General features: G+C 59.5%; 17 protein-coding genes and 4 tRNA genes. 4 read left to right on the forward strand and 17 right to left on the reverse strand.

What is annotated here, in order from left to right:
• Positions 1-21 precede the first annotated feature (21 nt).
• From leuB to leuC, 4 genes are all read right to left on the reverse strand, one after another.
• Positions 22-1,104, reverse strand: coding sequence for a 3-isopropylmalate dehydrogenase (gene leuB, locus GDV60_RS18265; protein ID WP_029294134.1), 1,083 nt, complete (start codon positions 1,102-1,104; stop codon positions 22-24).
• A 51-nt stretch (positions 1,105-1,155) separates the two neighbouring features.
• Positions 1,156-1,920 (reverse strand): class I SAM-dependent methyltransferase, encoded by a 765-nt coding sequence (locus GDV60_RS18270; protein ID WP_092231417.1) that lies wholly within the window; start codon positions 1,918-1,920, stop codon positions 1,156-1,158.
• A 146-nt stretch (positions 1,921-2,066) separates the two neighbouring features.
• Entirely contained in the window at positions 2,067-2,711 is a 645-nt protein-coding gene (gene leuD / locus GDV60_RS18275; RefSeq protein ID WP_003192559.1) for a 3-isopropylmalate dehydratase small subunit, read from the reverse strand.
• A gap of 10 nt (positions 2,712-2,721) precedes the next feature.
• On the reverse strand, positions 2,722-4,140 hold the full coding sequence (leuC, locus tag GDV60_RS18280) for a 3-isopropylmalate dehydratase large subunit (RefSeq protein WP_029294130.1): 1,419 nt from the start codon (positions 4,138-4,140) through the stop codon (positions 2,722-2,724).
• A 146-nt stretch (positions 4,141-4,286) separates the two neighbouring features.
• On the opposite strand from leuC, the gene GDV60_RS18285 reads away from it, so the two are divergent.
• Together GDV60_RS18285 and GDV60_RS18290 are read left to right on the forward strand one after the other, a co-directional pair.
• Positions 4,287-5,177, forward strand: a complete 891-nt coding sequence (locus tag GDV60_RS18285; RefSeq protein WP_029294128.1) for a LysR family transcriptional regulator — start codon at positions 4,287-4,289, stop codon at positions 5,175-5,177.
• A gap of 63 nt (positions 5,178-5,240) precedes the next feature.
• On the forward strand, positions 5,241-8,534 hold the full coding sequence (locus tag GDV60_RS18290) for an EAL domain-containing protein (protein WP_159908337.1): 3,294 nt from the start codon (positions 5,241-5,243) through the stop codon (positions 8,532-8,534).
• Positions 8,535-8,575: 41 nt separating this feature from the next.
• On the opposite strand, the gene GDV60_RS18295 is transcribed toward GDV60_RS18290, so the two are convergent.
• The 13 genes from GDV60_RS18295 to gltX all read right to left on the reverse strand — a co-directional run bounded on the left by GDV60_RS18295 (position 8,576) and on the right by gltX (position 18,530).
• Entirely contained in the window at positions 8,576-9,895 is a 1,320-nt protein-coding gene (locus GDV60_RS18295) for a hypothetical protein (RefSeq protein WP_256679317.1), read from the reverse strand.
• A 182-nt stretch (positions 9,896-10,077) separates the two neighbouring features.
• A complete protein-coding gene (locus tag GDV60_RS18300) occupies positions 10,078-10,803 on the reverse strand; it encodes a hypothetical protein (protein WP_256679318.1) in 726 nt (241 codons plus the stop codon).
• Positions 10,804-11,104: 301 nt separating this feature from the next.
• Positions 11,105-12,049 (reverse strand): hypothetical protein, encoded by a 945-nt coding sequence (locus GDV60_RS18305; RefSeq protein WP_159908339.1) that lies wholly within the window; start codon positions 12,047-12,049, stop codon positions 11,105-11,107.
• Positions 12,050-12,615: 566 nt separating this feature from the next.
• Positions 12,616-13,065 (reverse strand): Hsp20 family protein, encoded by a 450-nt coding sequence (locus GDV60_RS18310; protein WP_029294118.1) that lies wholly within the window; start codon positions 13,063-13,065, stop codon positions 12,616-12,618.
• A gap of 117 nt (positions 13,066-13,182) precedes the next feature.
• Positions 13,183-14,142, reverse strand: a complete 960-nt coding sequence (locus tag GDV60_RS18315; RefSeq protein ID WP_092231428.1) for a tRNA-dihydrouridine synthase — start codon at positions 14,140-14,142, stop codon at positions 13,183-13,185.
• A gap of 166 nt (positions 14,143-14,308) precedes the next feature.
• Positions 14,309-14,749 (reverse strand): thioesterase family protein, encoded by a 441-nt coding sequence (locus GDV60_RS18320; RefSeq protein ID WP_159908341.1) that lies wholly within the window; start codon positions 14,747-14,749, stop codon positions 14,309-14,311.
• 55 nt (positions 14,750-14,804) lie between these two features.
• Entirely contained in the window at positions 14,805-15,638 is an 834-nt protein-coding gene (locus GDV60_RS18325; RefSeq protein ID WP_029294112.1) for an alpha/beta hydrolase, read from the reverse strand.
• Between the two features lie 30 nt (positions 15,639-15,668).
• The gene (locus GDV60_RS18330) at positions 15,669-16,208 is read right to left on the reverse strand and encodes a TetR/AcrR family transcriptional regulator (protein ID WP_092231432.1); all 540 of its coding nucleotides are present in this window, start codon (positions 16,206-16,208) and stop codon (positions 15,669-15,671) included.
• Positions 16,209-16,390: 182 nt separating this feature from the next.
• Positions 16,391-16,466, reverse strand: a tRNA-Glu gene (locus GDV60_RS18335).
• Positions 16,467-16,545: 79 nt separating this feature from the next.
• Positions 16,546-16,621 (reverse strand) — tRNA-Ala (locus GDV60_RS18340).
• Between the two features lie 50 nt (positions 16,622-16,671).
• Positions 16,672-16,747: transfer RNA gene (locus GDV60_RS18345), tRNA-Glu, on the reverse strand.
• Positions 16,748-16,825: 78 nt separating this feature from the next.
• Positions 16,826-16,901, reverse strand: a tRNA-Ala gene (locus tag GDV60_RS18350).
• A 147-nt stretch (positions 16,902-17,048) separates the two neighbouring features.
• Positions 17,049-18,530, reverse strand: a complete 1,482-nt coding sequence (gene gltX, locus GDV60_RS18355) for a glutamate--tRNA ligase (RefSeq protein WP_133715111.1) — start codon at positions 18,528-18,530, stop codon at positions 17,049-17,051.
• Between the two features lie 198 nt (positions 18,531-18,728).
• On the opposite strand from gltX, the gene GDV60_RS18360 reads away from it, so the two are divergent.
• Entirely contained in the window at positions 18,729-19,775 is a 1,047-nt protein-coding gene (locus GDV60_RS18360; protein ID WP_092231437.1) for an HlyD family secretion protein, read from the forward strand.
• A gap of 49 nt (positions 19,776-19,824) precedes the next feature.
• A complete protein-coding gene (locus tag GDV60_RS18365) occupies positions 19,825-21,315 on the forward strand; it encodes an MDR family MFS transporter (RefSeq protein WP_169851778.1) in 1,491 nt (496 codons plus the stop codon).
• Positions 21,316-21,654 lie beyond the last annotated feature (339 nt).

The raw sequence follows: 21,654 nt of genomic DNA on the forward strand, positions 1-21,654 counted from the left end.
ACTGCAAGCGGGCCCGAGAGATTACAGATTCCGCAGCGCGGCGACTACTGCGTCGCCCATTTCCTGCGTCCCGACCTTGGTGCAACCCTGCGACCAGATGTCGCCGGTACGCAGGCCCTGGTCCAGCACCAGGCTCACCGCCTTCTCGATCGCGTCCGCCGCTTCGCTCAGGTTGAAGCTGTAACGCAGCATCATCGAGACCGACAGGATGGTCGCCAGCGGGTTGGCAATGCCCTGCCCCGCGATATCCGGCGCCGAACCGTGGCACGGCTCGTACATGCCCTTGTTGTGGGTGTCCAGGGACGCCGACGGCAGCATGCCGATGGAACCGGTGAGCATCGAGGCCTGGTCGGACAGGATGTCGCCAAACAGGTTGTCGGTGACGATCACGTCGAACTGCTTGGGTGCACGCACCAGTTGCATGGCGGCGTTATCGACGTACATGTGGCTCAACTCGACGTCCGGGTAGTCCTTGGCCACTTCTTCGACGATCTCGCGCCACAGCTGGCTGGAGGCCAGTACGTTGGCTTTATCGACCGAGCAGACCTTTTTGCCACGCACGCGGGCCATGTCGAAACCGACACGGGCGATACGGCGGATTTCGCTCTCGCTGTACGGCAGGGTGTCATAGGCCTGGCGCTCGCCATTTTCCAGCTCGCGCACACCCCGTGGCGAGCCGAAATAGATACCGCCGGTCAGCTCGCGCACGATCAGGATATCCAGGCCCGCCACCACTTCCGGCTTGAGGCTCGACGCGTCGGCCAGTTGCGGATAGAGGATCGCCGGGCGCAGGTTGCCGAACAGGCCCAGTTGCGCACGGATTTTCAGCAGGCCGCGCTCCGGGCGGATGTCACGTTCGATCTTGTCCCATTTCGGCCCACCCACGGCGCCGAGCAGCACGGCGTCGGCAGCACGGGCACGGTCCAGGGTCTCGTCGGCCAGGGGCACGCCATGCTTGTCGATGGCCGCGCCGCCGATCACGTCGTGGCTCAATTCAAAGCCCAGGCTGTACTTGCTGTTGGCCAATTCCAGGACCTTGACCGCTTCGGCCATGATTTCCGGACCAATGCCGTCGCCAGGGAGAATCAGAATCTGCTTGCTCATGCGTTCCTCATTTCATCAAGCGACCCGCCCTCGGGCAGGTCGGGAAAATTATTAGCGTTCGGCCCAGACCACCAGCACGTCGGTGCTGAAGGTGCCATCGGCTTGAATCTCAAAATAATCGCGCACTTCCTGGCCCATCGCCTTTTGCAGTGCCAGGATCGCTGCGCGCAATACCTCTGGCGTTCGCATGCGCTCGACCCACGAGGTGTATTCCAGGCGCAGGCGCTGGCGACTGCTATTGCGTACATGCAAGCCGGCTTCGCTGAGCTGGCGCATCCACTCGCCAGCGGAGTAGTCGCGCACATGGCTGGTGTCGCGCAGCACTTCGACGGTTTGCAGGTAAGTGTCCAACAGCGGGCTGCCCGGTGACAAGACGTCGACAAATGCCGCCACGCCGCCCGGCTTGAGCACCCGGCGCACTTCGCGCAGCGCCAGGCCCAGGTCGCTCCAGTGATGGGCCGAGTAGCGGCTGAACACGAAGTCGAACTCGCCATCGGCAAACGGCAGGCGCTCGGCGGCCCCGTGCAGGGTGCGGATATTGTCCAGCCCACGGTCGGCGGCAGCGGCGGCGACCACGTCGAGCATTTGCTGCGACAGGTCGTAGGCCACCACTTCCTTGACCAGCGGTGCTACGTGGAAACTCACGTGACCGGCGCCACAACCCAGGTCCAGCAGGCGCGCCGCGCCCTGCCCGGCCAGTTCGGCCTGCAGCAGTGCGAATTCAGTGCCTTGGGCGTGCACGGCACTGCTCAGGTAGGCCGAGGCCTGTTCACCGAATTGTTTTTGCACGACTTGGGTGTGGGCGGTGCTGGTCATGGTGATGCTCCTGGCTTTTGTGTTGTTCATACAGGCCCTTTCGCGAGCAAGCCCGCTCCCACATTCGACCGAGTTCCTTCAGTTGAAATGCGATCGAATGTGGGAGCGGGCTTGCTCGCGAAGGGGCCAGTCCAGCCTACATAGAATCAGGCATCACGAAACAACCAAGGCTGGCTGGCCCGGTGCTTGGCTTCAAACGCCGCAATGGCATCGCCGTCCTGCAAGGTCAGGCCGATATCGTCCAGGCCGTTGATCAGGCAGTGCTTACGGAACGCATCCACTTCAAAGTGGTACACCTTGCCGTCCGGACGGGTCACGGTTTGCGCCGCGAGGTCGACGGTCAATTGGTAGCCGACATTGGCTTCCACTTGCTGGAACAACTCGTCCACTTCGGCATCGCTCAAGATGATCGGCAACAAACCGTTCTTGAAGCTGTTGTTGAAGAAGATATCGGCGTAGCTCGGCGCGATGATGCTGCGAAAGCCATATTCTTCCAGGGCCCAAGGCGCGTGTTCACGGCTGGAACCGCAACCGAAGTTCTCCCGGGCCAGCAACACACTGGCGCCCTGGTAACGCTCGGCATTGAGCACGAAGTCTTTGTTCAGCGGGCGCTTGGAGTTGTCCTGGTAGGCGTAGCCCACGTCCAGGTAGCGCCACTCGTCGAACAGGTTCGGGCCGAAACCGGTGCGTTTGATCGACTTCAAGAACTGCTTGGGGATGATCTGGTCGGTGTCCACGTTGGCACGGTCCAACGGTGCGACAAGACCTGTGTGTTGGGTAAAAGCTCTCATCGGGTATTCCTCAGATCAATTCGCGAACGTCGATGAAACGACCGTTGACGGCAGCCGCAGCGGCCATGGCCGGGCTCACCAGGTGGGTGCGGCCACCGGCGCCCTGACGCCCTTCGAAGTTACGGTTGGAGGTGGACGCGCAATGCTCGCCGGACTCCAAACGGTCCGGGTTCATCGCCAGGCACATGGAGCAACCCGGCTCGCGCCATTCAAAACCGGCTTCGAGGAAGATCTTGTCCAGGCCTTCGGCTTCGGCCTGGGCCTTCACCAGGCCCGAACCTGGCACCACAATGGCTTGCTTGATGGTCGCGGCCACTTTGCGGCCCTTGGCGATCACCGCCGCGGCGCGCAGGTCTTCGATCCGCGAGTTGGTGCAGGAACCGATAAACACCCGGTCCAACTGGATGTCGGTGATCGCCTGGTTGGCTTTCAAGCCCATGTACTTCAAGGCCCGCTCGATGGAACCGCGCTTGACCAGGTCGGCTTCCTTGGCCGGGTCCGGCACGTTCTGGTCGACGGCCAGGACCATTTCCGGCGAAGTGCCCCAGCTGACTTGTGGCTTGATCTGGGCGGCGTCGAGTTCGACCACGGTGTCGAACACTGCATCTTTGTCAGAAACCAGGTCTTTCCAGGCCTCCACGGCGGCATCCCAATCGGCGCCTTGCGGAGCGAATGGACGGCCCTTGACGTACTCCACGGTTTTTTCATCCGCCGCCACCATGCCCACACGGGCACCGGCTTCGATGGACATGTTGCAGATGGTCATGCGGCCTTCGATGGACAAATCACGAATCGCGCTACCGGCGAACTCGATGGCATGGCCGTTACCGCCAGCGGTGCCAATTTTGCCGATCACGGCCAGCACGATGTCCTTGGCGGTGACGCCAAAGGGCAAGGTGCCTTCGACCAGCACCAGCATGTTCTTCATTTTCTTGGCGACCAGGCACTGGGTGGCGAACACATGCTCCACCTCGGAGGTGCCGATACCGTGGGCCAGGGCGCCAAACGCACCATGGGTGGAGGTATGGGAGTCGCCGCAGACCACGGTCATGCCCGGCAAGGTTGCGCCCTGCTCCGGGCCGATAACGTGGACGATGCCCTGGCGCACGTCATTCATCTTGAATTCGGTGATGCCGTACTCGTCGCAATAGTCGTCGAGGGTCTGGACCTGTAAGCGCGAGACCTGGTCGGCAATGGCTTCGATGCCGCCCTTGCGCTCCGGGGTGGTCGGCACGTTGTGGTCCGGGGTCGCGATGATCGAGTCGACGCGCCAAGGCTTGCGCCCGGCCAGTCGCAGGCCTTCGAACGCTTGGGGCGAGGTCACTTCATGGATGATGTGACGGTCGATGTAGATCAGCGATGACCCATCATCGCGCCGTTTCACTTCATGGGAATCCCAGAGTTTGTCGTAAAGCGTTTTGCCGGCCATCAGTCGGTCCTCATCAGCGTCTTTCTATGCCCTGGGCGTTGAACGATTCAATAACCCTTTGGCTTGTGAGGCTGATGCTATGGCGTTACATTAAATAACTCAAATTCATATTTTTCATGCTTTGGATAACTCACTGGAATACCACCATGGACCTGGCCAACCTCAATGCCTTTATTGCTATCGCCGAAACCGGCAGCTTCTCCGGAGCCGGGGAACGCCTGCACCTGACGCAACCGGCAATCAGCAAGCGTATCGCCGGCCTTGAGCAGCAGCTGAAGGTGCGCCTGTTTGATCGACTGGGCCGTGAAGTGGGCCTGACAGAAGCCGGGCGCGCCCTGCTGCCCCGCGCCTATCAGATCCTTAATGTGCTGGATGACACTCGTCGCGCCCTGACCAACCTGACCGGCGAAGTCAGCGGGCGCCTGACCCTGGCCACCAGCCATCACATCGGTCTGCACCGCCTGCCGCCGGTATTGCGCACGTTTACCCGGGAATACCCGAACGTGGCCCTGGATATTCAGTTCCTGGATTCGGAAGTCGCCTACGAGGAAATCCTCCATGGCCGCGCCGAAGTCGCCGTCATCACCCTGGCGCCGGAGCCCCACAGCCTGGTGCGGGCCACCCCGGTATGGGATGACCCCCTGGATTTCGTGGTGGCGCCCGAACACAGCCTGGCCAATAACGGCACTATCAGCCTTGCCGACATTGCCCGCCATCCGGCGGTTTTCCCTGGCGGCAATACCTTTACCCACCATATCGTGCACCGGCTGTTCGAGGCCCAGGGCCTGACGCCGAACATCGCCATGAGCACCAACTACCTGGAAACCATCAAGATGATGGTTTCGATCGGCCTGGCCTGGAGCGTGTTGCCGCGCACTATGCTTGATGATCAAGTGGCCAGCATCGCTTTACCGGGCATACAGCTCAGTCGCCAGCTAGGCTATATCGTGCACACCGAAAGGACGTTGTCGAACGCTGCGCGGGCTTTCATGAGCCTATTGGATGCACAGGTTGATCCGGCGGGGATGCCGGCATGAGGCCGTGCGGCCTGTAGACCCTGCTCCCGCGCCGAATGCCCATCGAGCCAAGGCCCCTTGATAATGCCCAACCCTGTCGATCCCGTGCCGCCGCTGCCTCGCATTCACGCCCTGGACCCCCAGCAGGCGGAACAAAGCTGGGAGAACGCCCCGCAGCTGCTGGCGGCGCTCAATGCCGCACGGCTCGGCGCCTGGAGCTGGGATATCGACAGCGGGCGGATCAGTTGGTCGCGCGGCACCCAGGCGCTGTTTGGTTTCGACCCCCGCCAGCCACTGCCCAAGGACCTGGATTACCTCGACCTGCTGCCCGCCGAGGACCGCGGCCGCGTGATCCGGGCCTTTCACGCCGTCCTGGCGGGCGCGCCCTTCGAACACGCCATGCACCACCGCATCCAGTGGCCGGACGGCACCCTGCACTGGCTGGAAATCAACGGTAGCCTGCTGCCGGACGCGTCCGGGCGGCGGCGCATGATTGGGGTGATTCGCGAAACCACCCAGCAACGCGAGCGCGAACATGCCCTGGGCCACTCGGAAAAACGCTTCGCCACCCTGTTTCACCTGTGCCCGAATATGGTCCTGCTGACGCGCCAGGAAGATGGCCTGATCAGTGAGGCCAACCAGTACTTTGAGAGCCTGTTCGGTTGGCCGGTGGCCGATGCCATTGGCCGCACCACGCTGGACCTGGGGCTGTGGGTGCATCCTGAACAACGGGCCTTGCTGGTCAAGGCGACCCAGCGCAAGGGCGAACCCATCACCATGGAAGTACAGTTTCGCGCCAGCAACGGGCAAATCCATGACGGCACCCTCAGCGCACAAAAGGTCGAACTCGACGGCCAGGCCTACCTGATCAGCACATTCCTCGACACCACCGAGCGCAAGAACGCCGAACAGGCCCTCAAGGACAGCCAGGAACGCCTGGACCTGGCCCTGGATTCGGCCCAACTGGGCACCTGGGACTGGCATATCCCCAGCGGCATGCTCTACGGCTCAGCCCGGGCGGCACAGCTGCACGGCCTGGAGCCGCATCCGTTCCATGAGTCCTTCGATGCGTTTTTTGAAGGTATGCCCGATGAGGAGCGCGCCAGCATGCGCGACGCCTATCGCACCCTGCGTGAAGGCCCGGCAGGCAATTACCAGTTGACCTACCGCGTGCAACTGGAAGATGGCCGCTCGCGCTACCTGGAAAGCCGCGCCCGCCTTTACCGTGACGCCCAGGGCGCGCCCCTGCGCATGGCCGGCACGCTGCTGGATATCACCGACCAGGTGGAACGTGAACAGCGCCTGAGCGCCTCTGAAGAGAAGTTCGCCAGCCTGTTCCTCGCCAGCCCCGACCCGATCTGCGTCACCCGCCTGTCGAGCGGCGAATTCATCGAAATCAATCCCAGCTTCTGCCAGACCTTTGGCTGGACCGCCGCCGAAGTCATCAATCACACCGCCGAGCAGATCGGCTTGTGGGATGAGCCGACCCAACGCCTGCAGCGCATCGAGCAGGTGATCCGCGAGCAAGCGCTGAACAACGTGGCGATCATCGTCCACCACAAGAATGGCCAGCGTCTGACCTGCATGATTTCCAGCCGGCTGATCACGGTCGGCAACCAGCCCTGCGTGGTCACCACCCTGCGCGATATCACCCAGCAACAGCGCTCGGAAGCGGCGCTCAAGGCCAGCGAGGAAAAATTCGCCAAGGCCTTTCACTCTAGCCCCGACGCGGTGTCCATTACCGAGCGTGACACCGGGCGCTACGTGGAGGTCAACGACGGCTTCTGCCGCCTGACCGGCTACCGCGCCGAGGAAGCCATTGGCCTGACCCTGTACCAGATCGGCATCTGGGCCGATGAGAACCAACGCTCGGCATTGCTCGCCGAGCTGCAGATCAAGGGCCGCATCCACCACCTGGACATGCTCTGGCACAACAAGCGCGGCGAGTTGCTGGCAGTGGAAGTGTCGGTCGAGCCCATTACCCTCAATGAAACGCCATGCCTGCTGCTGACCGCACGGGATGTAAGCCTGCTGAAAAGCGCGCAGGCGCAGATCCGCCACCTGGCCTATCACGACCCGCTGACCAACCTGCCAAACCGCGCCTTGCTGATGGACCGCCTGAGCCAGCAGATTGCCCTGCTCAAGCGGCATAACCTGCGAGGCGCGCTGCTGTTTCTGGACCTGGATCATTTCAAGCACATCAACGATTCCCTCGGGCACCCGGTGGGCGATACCGTGCTGAAAATCGTCACCGCGCGCCTGGAAGCCAGCGTGCGCATGGAGGACACCGTGGCGCGCCTGGGTGGCGATGAGTTTGTCGTGCTGCTCAGCGGCCTGGAAGGTTCGCGAATGGAGGTCAGCAAGCAGGTGCAGCTGCTGTCCGACACCCTGCGCGAGCTGCTGTCGGAACCGATGTTCCTCGACGGCCAGCGCTTGCAGGTCACCCCCAGTATTGGTGTTGCGCTGATTCCCGATCACGGCTCGACCCCGGCGGACCTGCTCAAGCGCGCGGATATTGCCCTGTACCGGGCCAAGGACTCCGGGCGCAACACCACGCAGATGTTCCATAACAGCATGCAACGCACCGCCAGCGAGCGCTTGCGCATGGAGACCGACCTGCGCCTGGCGTTGTCGCGGGGCGAGTTCAGCGTGCATTACCAACCCCAGGTCGATGCCCGGGGCAATCGCATTGTCGGCGCCGAAGCCCTGGTGCGCTGGCAGCATCCGCAACTGGGCGCACAATCACCGACAGAGTTCATCAAGGTCCTGGAGGACAGCGGTCTGATCCTCGAGGTGGGCACCTGGATCCTCGATGAAGCGTGCGCCACCTTTGCCAGGCTGATTGCCGAAGGCCTGATTGAGCCCAAAGGTTTCAGCCTGTGCGTGAACATCAGCCCCCGGCAGTTTCGCCAGAACGACTTTGTCGAACGGGTGGAACGCAGCCTCAAGCAGCACCAACTGCCATTTAGCCTGCTGAAGCTGGAAATCACCGAAGGCATCGTGATCCAGAACCTGGACGACACCATCGGCAAAATGCGCCGCCTGAAAAAACTCGGGGTCAGCTTTGCCATGGACGACTTCGGTACCGGGTATTCGTCATTGACCTATCTCAAGCGCCTGCCGGTCGATGCCTTGAAAATCGATCAGTCATTCGTGCGCGATGCCACCCACGACCCCAACGATGCAGAGATCATCCGCGCGATCGTAGCCATGGCGCGCAGCCTCAACCTGGAAGTGATTGCCGAAGGCGTGGAAACCTGCGAGCAACTGGCGTTCCTGCAAGGCTTGGGGTGCCATCTGTATCAGGGCTATTTGCATAGCCGGCCACTGCCGGTGGACGCGTTCACGCAACTTTTGAGGGGCGCTGCCGGAGGCTGAAAACAATCCGCCAGATAAACCGCCAGGCCCAGCACGGGGCATCAGACCAATTTCAACGCTCGCACGAAGTAGCCCTTCCAGTTAGAGGGCGCCAGGCTGCGCTTTTCTCCATACATGTCGAGCATCCCATCAACGACCGTCACTGAATGGTGGGTGTCCGCCAGCGTTCCAATGGCCCCGTCAGCCAGTTCTTGCACCGTGCTTTCCCGGATGTAGGCATACAGCCCCAGCCTGCGCAGCGCCGATCCGGGATACTCACCGTCGTTCAAGGTATCCATGGCGACCTCATAGCTCTGGTTTCCCCGGCCGTCGTTGTTCTCCAATTGCGCCCGTTTGGCACTTACGGCGTACAAAAAATTGGCATCGTCCAAAAGGGATTGATTGCTGCCCTGCAAACCGGAGTGCACCTTGGCCTTGTTCAATTCGTCGCGGGTCAACGTCAGTTTGTAGCCATCGCGCATGACCACTTCATATCCGTCAGCGGTGGCGGAGATTTTTTTATAGATGCCTTGCGGATTCTGCCCAAACTTCATCATGGCGGCCTTGATCGCTGACACGGTGACACAGTTACCTTCTACGCCCTGGTAAAAACCACTCCAGATATTAGCGGGGCGGATACCCACTGGCACACTGGAAAGAGGCGGGGCCTTTTCATCAACTATTTCGGGCGACACATCAGGCGTTTTTTTATCATTGAACAACATGAACCCATAACTTTTATCTACCTTGCGCTGCTCCGAATAAAGATGTTGGGTGTTGTCCATCACAAAAGCCGAGCCGAAGTTATGGGTCTCCACGACACCCAATGCGCCACGCGCCGCCATATAGGTTGCAGGCACAAACTGGGCAAAACCCATCAGGCCCATACCACGCAAGAAGTTTTGGGTAGTTTCACCTTCTAGACTCTTGAGCAGGACGTCTTCGAAACGCTCATGATTGCCGGTCAGTTGCTTGCGCTTGATAAATGCCGCAAGCACTACGTTGGCGTCCGAAACCGCCATGCCATCGTTCCCGGCAAACCGTGATGCCTGCGCGGTCATCCTTAGTTCCTCGGCAGACACATGAACCCTGAACTCATCTTTCATCGTGATCTCATAACCGTCGCCCACCGCCTTGACCTTTTCAAACATATCATGTGGACTTTGACCAAAGGTCATCATCATCAATTTAATGACTGCGGCATGGGTACTATTATCAAAAGACTCACCAAAGTTACGTCGCGTGGCGGCAAACGCATTCAAAATATCGCGGGGTTTGTTCCCCACGGCCGCCGACAATGTAACTGTCGATAAACGCCGGACAGATTCATGAGCCGCATTCAAACCATCAAACAACACCCGACCGAACATACCGATACTCATAGAAGTCTCCTACCTAAAAACATTATTAAAGACACGACAAACAACACAGAGCCGATAAGTGACGAATTCAAACTTAAAAACACAATGACGAATAAAAACCTGCGCAGGATAAAAACAACCACTTTTATTCTTGAATCAACACCCACTGTAAAAACCGCTATTTACCTACCAACCACCCCCCATCAGTCGACTAACGCGACTGCGTGCCCCTGGCTGGGCGTCCTTCCTTTCCGGCCCCACAACTCTTCCTTGCCACCAATCACCGCAACCGAATGCCCGGTGCGGTTGACCATGCCGACTTGCCCCCTGGCCAGCACACTTACCGCCACACGCTTCATGTGCTTCTTCAAGCCCAACCGCAGGAAACCCTCTCCCGCCCCTCTCTCATCCTCACCATCATTCAGGCTGCGGATTGCCGCGCTAAAACTTCTAGCCGCTCGGCCATCGTTGTTTTCCATTTGGGCGCGCTTGGCGCTGACGGCAAACAGAAACTGAGCATCCTTGAGCATTCCCTTGTCTTTTCCAACAAAACGCGCGCCCTGCGCCGCTTGCTTCAACTCCTCATGAGTCAGCGTCAAGCGAAAGCCATCTCGCATCACAACGTGATAACCGCGCTCGGTTTTACTGACTTCTTTATAAATATCAGTAGGGCTCTGTCCGAATTTATGCATCGCCGCCTTGATTGCCGATACCGTTACGCAGTTACCATCCGGGCCCTGACGAAAGCCGCTCCAGATATCATCGGCCTTGGCCCCGTTGCGCTTTTCCGAAAGCCCCTCAATCCTGACCGGGTGTGAATCGGGCGTTGGCACTGCCGGTGTAGGCTTGTCAGGAATCACATCGGTTTGGACGCGTTTCTCTTTATCCCGTCCTGACAACAACGCTGATAGCTGACTCAGCAGATTCATGAACGCTGAAACAAGATTTTTTAGTTCCGCCTCCTTAGTTGCAACGTCACCCCTGAAATCCGTGAAACTGTTAGATAGGTCAACGAAGCCCGCGGTCTGCCTAAGACGCTGTGGCTGCAACGAGTTAAAGTCCCCCTCTACCCTACCCAAACAATCACATGGCACGTTTGTAGCTCTGTTAATAGTTAAGTTAGACATTAGTTTTCCTGCCACAAAGTGCCCCTCCGGCCTAAACTTTGCCGAAGAGGTCACTGATTGAAATCAAGAACTTTAGTGGGTGTTTACTGATGTAGCGGACGCACTAGAACCGGCGAGACAAGCCCCGCGCCCAGCTTCTTTCACCCGGGTGGCAATCAGGGCCAGGCGACGTCAGGTCTGGCTCAGGCTTGGGGTCGTGCGACGGCATCACTGGGGTTGGCCGGGGACGAACAGCAGGCGGCACCTGCGCGTCGGTTTCCGGTACTGCCAAATCAGGCACCCGATCAGGTGTTACCTGGCGGTCGGTCAAGGACACTATTGGCCTGTGAACCAAGTCGGGCCGGGCTTGCGGGTCGATCGTCGGGAGCGGCCTCGGATGCGGCCGCACACGAGTGTCGACCTTTGGCACAGCAGGATGAGAGTCCTCCGGGCAGTGGCAATTGTTCACATTGAGATCGACGTTTACCCGCACAACCGTGTCAGACGATGCCTTGGAATCGGTACCAGGAACCCTCGGTGTAATTGTGATATTGGGTAGCACCACGGGGTGCCTGCCCACATCCGAATTCACTTTCGTATCTGGCATCACGGGCTTGCCATCGGCCTGCGTCTTCTTCTCCTGTGATTTTTCAGCCTCGACCTGCACCTTGGCGTCATTGCCGAGTATCTGGGGCTTGCTGTCGATCTGTGCCTTCTTCTCCGGTTGTTTGCCAGCGTCAACCTGCACTTTGCCGTCCAGGCCGGTAGTTACCGTTTTATCCCCCGGTGTTGGTTCGGGTAAGGGCTTTTTGCCAGACAACAGATCTCGCATTGCCTTGAAAACAAGCTCAAACATGTCGAACAGTTTTGCAAGAGAATCAACACTCACAACAATGTTGTCGCGTCCGGCGCCTGTAGCCCGGTTATATTCCGGCAACACATTCAACTTATTACCCAGCAACTTGCTCGCATCGCTCCCTCCAGGTGGCGTGGGTACCGGTGTCGGCAAATCAAACTGGCGATTAGCGACATTCGCGCTTGGAGGATTGTTTATAGATAGATAAGACATGCGTCATTCCTCTTCTCAAGACAGCACAGGGCGCTCAGGCCCCCATAACGAACAGTGTTTACTTATGACTTGAAACGGCAGCCACCGATTCGAAGTCCCTAGTTTCGTGGAGTAAAAAACATTCGAGTTCCAGAAATCGCGGAAAACATAAGGACATCAAAAGACAATTTCGGACTTTTACCTATAGACTTCTGCAAAGGCCTGCCTTACAAGGCCGTCCTTTGAAAAAAACAGGTCATACTCGCTAATAAACTGCGCCATGGAAAAAGAACGTCACGATTGCTTGAACTGTCTTTGCATCACCCATGATATTTCCCGCGCGTTTAATACTGCTGCCACGCCAAGCAAAATCAAAAAACAAAAAACCGCTGCAACACTCACAGTTGACTAGAACCACAAAAAAGTTACACACACCTACTCTCAAAATGCTCAAAATATACAATCAAACCAAACATGAATTTAACTGACGGCGTCTGAATTACTTGCCCGGCCAACAGAGCCTTAAACAAAAAAAGGGCGCCAGAGGCGCCCTTTTCAGAGGAGGTGAAAAACTTAAATACATGGACTCAATGTTGCAAAGCTGGCTTCTGCGCGCCATTGATGGGAATGCGCTTGGCCTTGGCTTCTTCCGGCACCACCCGCAACAGATCGATACTCAACAAGCCGTTGCTCAGGTCCGCCGCCTTGATTTCAATGTGGTCCGCCAAGCGGAACGACAGTTTGAAGGCGCGCTGGGCAATACCTTGGTGCAGATAGGTAACGCTCTCAGCCTTGGTGTCGCGCTTGCCGCCACTGACGGTCAATACGCCTTTCTCCACCTGTAGCTCCAGATCGTCTTCCTGGAAGCCGGCAGCCGCGATGACAATGCGGTACTCGTCTTCACCATGCTTCTCGACGTTGTAGGGTGGGTAGCTGCTGCCCGGCTCATTGCGCAGTGCGGTCTCGAACAGATCGTTGAAACGATCAAAACCGACGGAGGAGCGGAACAGCGGCGCCAGCGAAAATGCAGTACTCATGGTCAAATCTCCTGAAATATCAGCAAGGTTCTTTATCTCCACGACCCGAATTCGGCATCGTGTAATCCCTAGATAAGGACCGCCAATTACATTTCAAGAGAGGCTGCAGGAAAAATTTCAGGCCCCTTGCGGATGGGGCATTCCGAGTAGCCGGCTAACCTGCTGAAGATCGGTTTCCCTGCGCAACGCGGTGAACAGCTCCACGGCTTGCGGGTAATTTCGCGTCAGCATGGCCAGCCACTGCTTCAGTCGGCCCGGCGCCTGGCGTTCGGTCAATTGCGCCACGGACTGCCTCCAGAATTCCTGGAGCATGGGCTGCATGTCCTCCCAGGTCATCTCCACCACGTCCTGACCAGCGCGCGCGGCGGCGATTTGCCGGGCCAGGTCGGGACGCGCTACCAGGCCGCGACCGAGCATGATGTCTTCGACCCCGCTGATCTCACGGCAGCGCCGCCAATCCTCGACACACCAGATATCACCATTGGCAAATACCGGCACCTTGACCACGTCCTGCACCCGCGGGATCCACTCCCAGTGTGCAGGCGGCTTGTAGCCATCGGCCTTGGTCCGCGCATGCACCACAATATGCGCCGCGCCACCTTCAGCCAGGGCCGTGGCGCACACCAGAGCGCCGTCCGGGCTGTCAAAGCCCAGGCGCATCTTGGCGGTCACTGGGATATGCGCAGGCACGGCACGGCGCACGTGTTCGACGATCTGGTTGAGCAGCTCCGGCTCCTTGAGCAGCACCGCGCCACCGCGGGACTTGTTGACGGTCTTGGCCGGGCAGCCGAAGTTCAGGTCGATAACCTCAGAGCCCAACTCACAGGCCAGTGCGGCGTTTTCCGCCAGGCACACCGGGTCGGAACCGAGCAACTGCACGCGCAACGGCACGCCCGCAGCGGTCTTGGCACCGTGCAGCAGTTCAGGGGCAAGCTTGTGGAAATAGGCCGGGGTCAGCAGGCGGTCGTTGACCCGAATAAATTCGGTCACGCACCAATCGATACCACCCACCTGGGTCAGCACGTCCCGCAGGATGTTGTCGACCAACCCCTCCATGGGCGCCAAAGCAATTTGCATGGAAAACACTCAACGAAAAACGTGGCGCAGTTTACTGGGTTTCCCACAGCAACCGTTAACCCTACCGCCCCCTGTAGGAGCGAGCTTGCTCGCGATGAACGTCAACGATAACGCGGGGAACCTGATACCCGTGGCGTACTCACGTTCTTCGCGAGCAAGCTCGCTCCTACATGGACAATGCCGTAAGCGCGACGCCATAGCCCTCGATAAACTCCGCTGGCATGCGCTTGGGCTTGCCACTGGAGAGCTCGATGCAGACAAAGGTGGTTTGCGCACGCAACAAGGTGGTGCCATCGCAGGGGCGCATCAGTTGGAAACGCCGGGTCATTTTCAGGCGCTGGTCCCAATCGACGATCCAGGTTGCCAGCTGCAGCTCATCGCCTTCGTAGCCGGCCGCCAGGTAATCGATTTCGTGGCGCACCACCGCCATGGCCCGGTCCAGGCGCCGGTACTCGGTGAGGTCCAGGCCCAGGCGCTGGGAATGGCGCCAGGCGCAACGCTCCAGCCAAGACACGTAGACGGCATTGTTGGCATGCCCCAGGCCGTCGATGTCCTCAGGGGCCACCTGCAGATCGATGATAAACGGCTTTGCCAAGTCCCAGCCCATGCCCTGCTCCCGGTCGATTAATGTCGGCGGGGAGCAGTGTAACCTATCGCCTGGCTCAAGCGGTTTGCCGGGCCGGCTCACGGCAGCCGGCGAGCAGCGCCAGCACACCTTCGACCACCCTTGGGTCGGCCAGGACTTTTTGATGGCCGCCCTGCTCCAGGCGTAAAAGGCGGCTGTCGAACCAGGCCTCGTGGATCATCTGCGAAGCTTTGACCGGGACGAAGGTATCATCCTCGGCATGCACGATCAGCCCGGGGATATTCATTTGATAGTGGGCCACATCCAGGTGCTTGAGCGGAATGCCCAGGGAGTACTCGACCTCCTGGATAAACGCCGCACGCGCCCGCGCCGGCATGCCGACTACGCCAGCAAAGCCGCGCAATACATCAAGCAAGCGTGAAGGGGCAGCAATGCTCACCAGCGCATTGGTGCGCAGGCCCAACTGGATGGCCAGCATCGCACTGGCGCCACCCATGGAATGGCCAACCACCGCGTGCAAGGGCGGCAATTCAGCGGCAGCCTCCAGCATCGCTCGGGCAAACAGCACCACATGGGCTTCGCGGCCCGGCGAACGACCATGGGCCGGGCCATCGAGGGCAATCACCGAGTAACCCGCGCCCACCAGTGCGTCGATCAGGCTGGCGAATTGGGTCGGGCGCCCTTCCCAGCCATGCATCATCAGCACCGCCGGGCCCTGGCCCCAGCGCAGGGCCGACAGGCCAAAGCGCAAGGTGACGCGCTCGGCCTGCGCCAGCAATGGCAACTCCCAATCACGCGGCGGCAAGTCTCGTGGCGTCATGAAGGCACGCCGCATCTGGTTGGCGATGGTTTGCGGCGCCAGCCTGCCCACGGTGCCGTTGACTCGACGAATCCAGCTCAAGGTGCTCATCCATTCACTCCCCAGGCTCGCAAGCCTTGTTCAGCGCACAGCCGACTTGGAGGCGCGTAATACACGATCCGATAACTCGCCCGGCCCCAGAGCCCTGGCCAATGCCAGGCCACCAATCATCAAGGCCATGTCGGCCAGGGCCTTGTCGGTGTCTTCCGGGCTGGCGGCCAGTTGTGCGGCCATCAACTCGACATGCTGGTTCAATACATCGCGAAACTCATCCGGCAGCCGGCTCATCTCGCCGACCGTGGCCGGGATCGGGCAGGCCTGGGCGGTAGAATCGCGGTGTTTGCGCGAGAGGTAGAACGCGGCTACCAGGGCTCGGCGCTCTTCGCCTGTCAGGCTGGGGTCCATATCGTCGATAGATGCCCGACGCCGCGCCAAGAGCTGCTCGAACGCCTCCAGCATCAGAGCGTCCTTGCTTTCAAAGTGGGCGTAGAAGCCACCCACGGTCAGCCCCGCGGCGCCCATGACTTCACCCACACTCGGTTCGGCCGGGCCACGCTGGATCAGCGCGGAACTGGCGGCTTGCAGAATACGTTCACGGGTTTGCGCTTTTTTATCGCTCATGACGGCCTCCGAATATTACGGTTAAAATATTATCTGCATAATACTTTTTAGCAAGCGGTGAATTCGACCGCTGGTCAGAAGAGTTTTTTTGAAGAGGGAGGGAGAAAACCCAAACGCCAGACAAACAAAAGGGCCATTCAATAATTGAATGACCCTTAAAAATCCCGCAGAGCGGGTAATCGTGGCGTCCCCTAGGGGACTCGAACCCCTGTTACCGCCGTGAAAGGGCGGTGTCCTAGGCCACTAGACGAAGGGGACACAAACCTTCTATACAACTGATCAGCGCTGAGAACTGATCGATTCAAGGACGGTGTGGCCAGACCTTGAACCTGTAAATTGGTGGAGCTAAACGGGATCGAACCGTTGACCTCTTGCATGCCATGCAAGCGCTCTCCCAGCTGAGCTATAGCCCCGGATTTTTCGTCTCGCGACGCAGCAGACCTTGCGAGCTGCTTGTTGAAACTGGCGTCCCCTAGGGGACTCGAACCCCTGTTACCGCCGTGAAAGGGCGGTGTCCTAGGCCACTAGACGAAGGGGACAAAACCTTCTGTACAACTGATCAGAGCTGAGTTCTGATCGATTCAAGGACGGTGTGGCCAGACCTTGAACCTGTAAATTGGTGGAGCTAAACGGGATCGAACCGTTGACCTCTTGCATGCCATGCAAGCGCTCTCCCAGCTGAGCTATAGCCCCTCATCGGTGAGGACGGGGCGAATCTTAATGGCGCTTTGAAAGGCTGTCAAATTTATTTTCAACAATTTCCAAAGTTTTTTGCCGGGATAACAATCACTTACCATCAAAACCCCGCAAAGCCGGGGTTTTGACCTCACCAACACCTGACTAGGCGATCGCGCCCAGCAGCTTTTCCCATTCCTTGTTTTCTTTCTTCGACACACCACCAAGCAAATCAAGGGCTTGGCGCAGACGGAAACGGGTCAGGTCCGGACCAAGGATTTCCATCGCATCTAGCACCGACACCGAACTGGCTTGCCCGGTAATCGCGGCAAACATCAGTGGCATCGCGTCGCGCAGCTTCAATTCCAGGGATTCGACCACGGCCTGGATAGTCGCGGTGATCGCATCCTTCTCCCACTGGCGCAGGCTTTCGAGCTTCCACAGGATCAACTGCATCAACTGGCGGACCTGGTCCCCCGAGAGTTTCTTGGACTCGAACAGCTTGGCATCCGGGCTCACGCCACCGGCAAAGAAGAAGCTGGCCAGAGGGGCGACCTGGCTGAACGTCTCCACCCTGCCCTGCACCAGCGGCGCGATCTTCATCATGTACTCGGGGTTCAACGCCCACTGCTGCACACGGCTGGCGAACTCTTCTACCGGCAGGTCACGCAACCATTGGCCGTTGAGCCACGACAGCTTCTCGATATCGAAGATCGGCCCGCCCAGCGACACGCGGGACAGGTCGAAGTTATCGACCATTTCCTGCAACGAGAACTTCTCGCGCTCGTCCGGCATCGACCAGCCCATGCGGCCCAAGTAGTTGAGCATCGCTTCAGGCATAAAGCCCATGCGCTCGTAGAACGTCACCGAAGTCGGGTTCTTGCGCTTGGACAGCTTGCTCTTGTCCGGGTTACGCAGCAGCGGCATGTAGCACAACTGCGGTTGTTCCCAGCCGAAGTATTCGTAGAGCAGGATCAGTTTCGGTGCCGACGGCAGCCACTCTTCGCCACGCAGCACGTGGGTGATGCCCATCAGGTGGTCATCGACCACGTTGGCCAGGAAGTACGTCGGCAGGCCGTCGGTCTTCATCAGCACTTGCATGTCCATGCGATCCCACGGGATCTCCACGTCGCCACGCAGCATGTCCGGTACCACGCAAACGCCTTCGCTCGGCACCTTCATGCGGATCACATGAGGCTCGCCAGCGGCCAGGCGCGCGGCCACTTCTTCCTTCGACAGCAGCAGCGCGCGGCCGTCGTAGCGCGGGGTTTCGCCACGGGCCTGTTGCTCGGCGCGCATCTGGTCCAGCTCTTCAGCGGTGCAGAAGCACGGGAAGGCGTGGCCCATGTCGACCAGTTGCTGGGTGTACTTCTTGTAGATGTCGCTGCGTTCGCTCTGGCGATAAGGGCCGTGTGGGCCGCCCACATCCGGGCCTTCTGCCCAGGTAATGCCCAGCCAGCGCAGGGCATCGAAAATCTGCTGTTCCGACTCACGGGTCGAACGCACTTGGTCCGTGTCTTCGATCCGCAGGATGAATTCACCGCCATGCTGCTTGGCAAAGCAGTAGTTGAACAAGGCGATGTAGGCAGTGCCGACGTGGGGATCCCCAGTAGGCGATGGCGCGATGCGCGTGCGGACGGTGGTCATGGCGGGTCTCGAATGGGCAATAAAGCTGAAAATAAAACAAGGGGCGAATGGTAACAGCCCCAAGCCCCCCTGCTCCAGCGTGGGCCGATCAACAAAGGGCATATAAGCCAAGGTTGGGTCTGCAACTACGACATAGCTATTTGCCAGATCGTTAGCTGGCTATATTCCATTACCTTTTGTAACTGACACTGCGCCGCCATGCCTGCCCAACTCAAACGCCGCCTGTTTATCTTCCTGTTTATCGTCGCCCTGATCGCCGCGGGCTTCTTTGCCCATTGGTTCTTCAAGGGGCGCTTTTATGAAAGCACCGACAACGCCTACGTGCAGGGCGAAATCACCCGGGTCTCCAGCCAGCTCGGCGCGCGCATCGCCGAGGTCAAGGTGGGCGATAACGAGCACGTGGAAAAAGGCCAGTTGCTGGTCATTCTGGAACAGGACGACTTCCTGCTGGCCATCGACCGCGCCAACGCGACCCTCGCCACCCGCGAGGCCGAACGCCTGCAGGCCACGAGCAAGCTGACCCAGCAGGCCAGCCTGATCGCCGCCGCCGATGCCCAGGTGTCGTCCAGCCAGGCGACCCTGGGCCGCGCGCAGATCGACTTGTCCCGCGCGCAAACCCTGCGCAAGCCCGGCTATGTCTCGGAAGAACGCGTCACTACCCTGTCTGCCGACAACCACATCGCCCGCTCCCAGGTCGCCAAGGCCCAGGCCGACCTGCAAGGCCAGCGCCAACAGGTCAGCGCCCTGAACGCCGAGATCAAGCGCCTCGACGCGCAGATCGCCAATGCCCGCGCCGACCTGGCCCAAGCCGAGTTGAACCTGACCCGCAGCGAAATCCACGCCCCCATCAGTGGCCTGGTCGGCCAGCGCGCCGCGCGCAACGGCCAATATGTGCAGACCGGCGCGTATCTGCTGTCCATCGTTCCAGACCAAGACATCTGGATCCAGGCCAACTTCAAGGAAACCCAGATCGGCCATATGGCCCCAGGGCAAAAAGCCGAACTGATCTTCGATGCCTATGGCGACACCCCTATCGAAGCCCGCGTCGACAGTTTGTTCGCGGCTTCCGGCGCGCAGTTCAGCCTATTGCCGCCAGACAATGCCACCGGCAACTTCACCAAAGTCGTACAACGGATCCCGGTAAAACTTACGTTTGCCGCCGACAACCCGTTGCAGGGCAAGATCCGCCCCGGCATGTCGGTAACCGTCAAAGTGCAGATCCAAGACCCTGACCATGGCCGGTGATCAACTGCTGCGCCCGGTCGGCGAACCGACCCGGCGCGACTGGATCGCGGTGATGAGCGTGATGCTCGGCGCCTTTATGGCGGTGCTCGACATCCAGATCACCAACTCCTCGCTCAAGGATATCCAGGGCGCGCTGTCGGCCACCCTGGAAGAAGGCTCGTGGATTTCCACCTCCTACCTTGTCGCCGAAATCATCATGATCCCCCTCACCGCCTGGCTGGTGCAGTTGCTGTCGGCACGGCGCCTGGCGGTGTGGGTCTCGGTGGGTTTCCTGATCGCCTCGCTGATGTGCTCCATGGCCTGGAGCCTGGAAAGCATGATTGTATTCCGTGCCCTGCAAGGCTTTACCGGCGGCGCGCTGATCCCCCTGGCCTTCACCCTGACCCTGATCAAACTGCCCGAACACCATCGCGCCAAGGGCATGGCGATGTTCGCCATGACCGCCACCTTTGCGCCGTCCATCGGCCCGACCATCGGCGGCTGGCTCACGGAAAACTGGGGCTGGGAATACATCTTCTATATCAACGTACCGCCAGGGCTGTTGATGATCGCCGGCCTGCTCTACGGCCTGGAGAAAAAGGCCGCGCACTGGGAGTTACTCAAAAGCACCGACTACATGGGCATCCTGACCCTAGCCGTGGGCCTCGGTTGTTTGCAGGTGTTTCTTGAAGAGGGGCATCGCAAGGACTGGCTGGAGTCGAGCCTGATCGTCAGCCTGGGCAGCATCGCGCTGTTGAGCTTGATCACTTTCGTCATCGTGCAACTGTCCAAGCCCAACCCGCTGATCAACCTGGGTATCCTGGCCAACCGCAACTTCGGCCTGTCGAGTATTTCCAGCCTGGGCATGGGCGTGGGGCTGTACGGCTCGATCTACCTGCTGCCGTTGTACCTGGCGCAGATCCAGAACTACAACGCCCTGCAAATCGGCGAAGTGATCATGTGGATGGGCGTGCCGCAGCTGTTCCTGATCCCGCTGGTGCCGAAATTGATGAAATACGTGTCACCGAAATGGCTTTGCGCGGTGGGATTCGGCCTGTTTGGCTTCGCGAGTTTTTCCTCGGGCGTGCTCAATCCAGACTTTGCCGGCAGCCAGTTCAACCAGATCCAGATCATCCGTGCCCTTGGCCAGCCGCTGATCATGGTCACCATTTCGTTGATCGCCACGGCGTACATCCTGCCTCAGGACGCGGGCTCGGCGTCGAGCCTGTTCAACATCCTGCGCAACCTGGGCGGGGCCATCGGCATTGCGCTGCTGGCAACCCTGCTGGATGCGCGAACCAAGACCTACTTTGATTACTTGCGCGAGGCGATTGTCCCGACCAACCCGCAAGTGGCCGAGCGCATGGCGACGCTGACGCAGACGTTTGGCAATGAAACGGCGGCGCTGGCCAAGCTCAGTGAAATCGCCCATCAACAGGCACAGATCATGGCCTATAACGATGCGTTTCACTTTGTCGGGCTGGCGTTGGCGGTGAGTATGCTGGCGATCTTTTTGACCAAGGCGTTGCCGGCGGGGCTCAAGGCTGGGGAAGCCCATTAGACCGAGGCGCCGCCATCGCAGGCAAGCCAGCCCCCACATTTGAATGTATTCACACATCCCAATGTGGGAGCTGGCTTGCCTGCGATGAGCATAAGTATCTACACAACTTTGCCGCAACGCCTAAATCCAGGCAGATAGCGCAGTTGTGGCGAGCGGGCTTGCCCCGCGCTGGGCTGCGAAGCAGCCCCAGTAAGCCGTATGCGGTGTATCAGATACTCCGTAGCGGCTGGTTTTAGGGCTGCTTCGCAGCCCAGCGCGGGGCAAGCCCGCTCGCCACGGGGGAGTTCGTCAGTTTCTGAAAGTTGTGTAGATACCTATGCTGCGATGAGGGCCCAACAG

It is taken from the genome of Pseudomonas sp. DTU12.1 (assembly GCF_009873475.1).
Classification (GTDB): Bacteria; Pseudomonadota; Gammaproteobacteria; order Pseudomonadales; family Pseudomonadaceae; genus Aquipseudomonas; species Aquipseudomonas proteolytica.

What these genes read in the sequence shown, in the direction of transcription:
- GDV60_RS18300 (WP_256679318.1), bottom strand. Translation starts at nt 10,803, where the DNA reads ATGAATCTGCTGAGTCAGCTATCAGCGTTGTTGTCAGGACGGGATAAA.
- leuC (WP_029294130.1), bottom strand. Translation starts at nt 4,140, where the DNA reads ATGGCCGGCAAAACGCTTTACGACAAACTCTGGGATTCCCATGAAGTG.
- leuD (WP_003192559.1), bottom strand. Translation starts at nt 2,711, where the DNA reads ATGAGAGCTTTTACCCAACACACAGGTCTTGTCGCACCGTTGGACCGT.
- leuB (WP_029294134.1), bottom strand. Translation starts at nt 1,104, where the DNA reads ATGAGCAAGCAGATTCTGATTCTCCCTGGCGACGGCATTGGTCCGGAA.
- GDV60_RS18360 (WP_092231437.1), top strand. Translation starts at nt 18,729, where the DNA reads ATGCCTGCCCAACTCAAACGCCGCCTGTTTATCTTCCTGTTTATCGTC.
- GDV60_RS18325 (WP_029294112.1), bottom strand. Translation starts at nt 15,638, where the DNA reads ATGAGCACCTTGAGCTGGATTCGTCGAGTCAACGGCACCGTGGGCAGG.
- GDV60_RS18320 (WP_159908341.1), bottom strand. Translation starts at nt 14,749, where the DNA reads ATGGGCTGGGACTTGGCAAAGCCGTTTATCATCGATCTGCAGGTGGCC.
- GDV60_RS18330 (WP_092231432.1), bottom strand. Translation starts at nt 16,208, where the DNA reads ATGAGCGATAAAAAAGCGCAAACCCGTGAACGTATTCTGCAAGCCGCC.
- GDV60_RS18285 (WP_029294128.1), top strand. Translation starts at nt 4,287, where the DNA reads ATGGACCTGGCCAACCTCAATGCCTTTATTGCTATCGCCGAAACCGGC.
- GDV60_RS18305 (WP_159908339.1), bottom strand. Translation starts at nt 12,049, where the DNA reads ATGTCTTATCTATCTATAAACAATCCTCCAAGCGCGAATGTCGCTAAT.
- gltX (WP_133715111.1), bottom strand. Translation starts at nt 18,530, where the DNA reads ATGACCACCGTCCGCACGCGCATCGCGCCATCGCCTACTGGGGATCCC.
- GDV60_RS18270 (WP_092231417.1), bottom strand. Translation starts at nt 1,920, where the DNA reads ATGACCAGCACCGCCCACACCCAAGTCGTGCAAAAACAATTCGGTGAA.
- GDV60_RS18290 (WP_159908337.1), top strand. Translation starts at nt 5,241, where the DNA reads ATGCCCAACCCTGTCGATCCCGTGCCGCCGCTGCCTCGCATTCACGCC.
- GDV60_RS18310 (WP_029294118.1), bottom strand. Translation starts at nt 13,065, where the DNA reads ATGAGTACTGCATTTTCGCTGGCGCCGCTGTTCCGCTCCTCCGTCGGT.
- GDV60_RS18315 (WP_092231428.1), bottom strand. Translation starts at nt 14,142, where the DNA reads ATGCAAATTGCTTTGGCGCCCATGGAGGGGTTGGTCGACAACATCCTG.
- GDV60_RS18295 (WP_256679317.1), bottom strand. Translation starts at nt 9,895, where the DNA reads ATGAGTATCGGTATGTTCGGTCGGGTGTTGTTTGATGGTTTGAATGCG.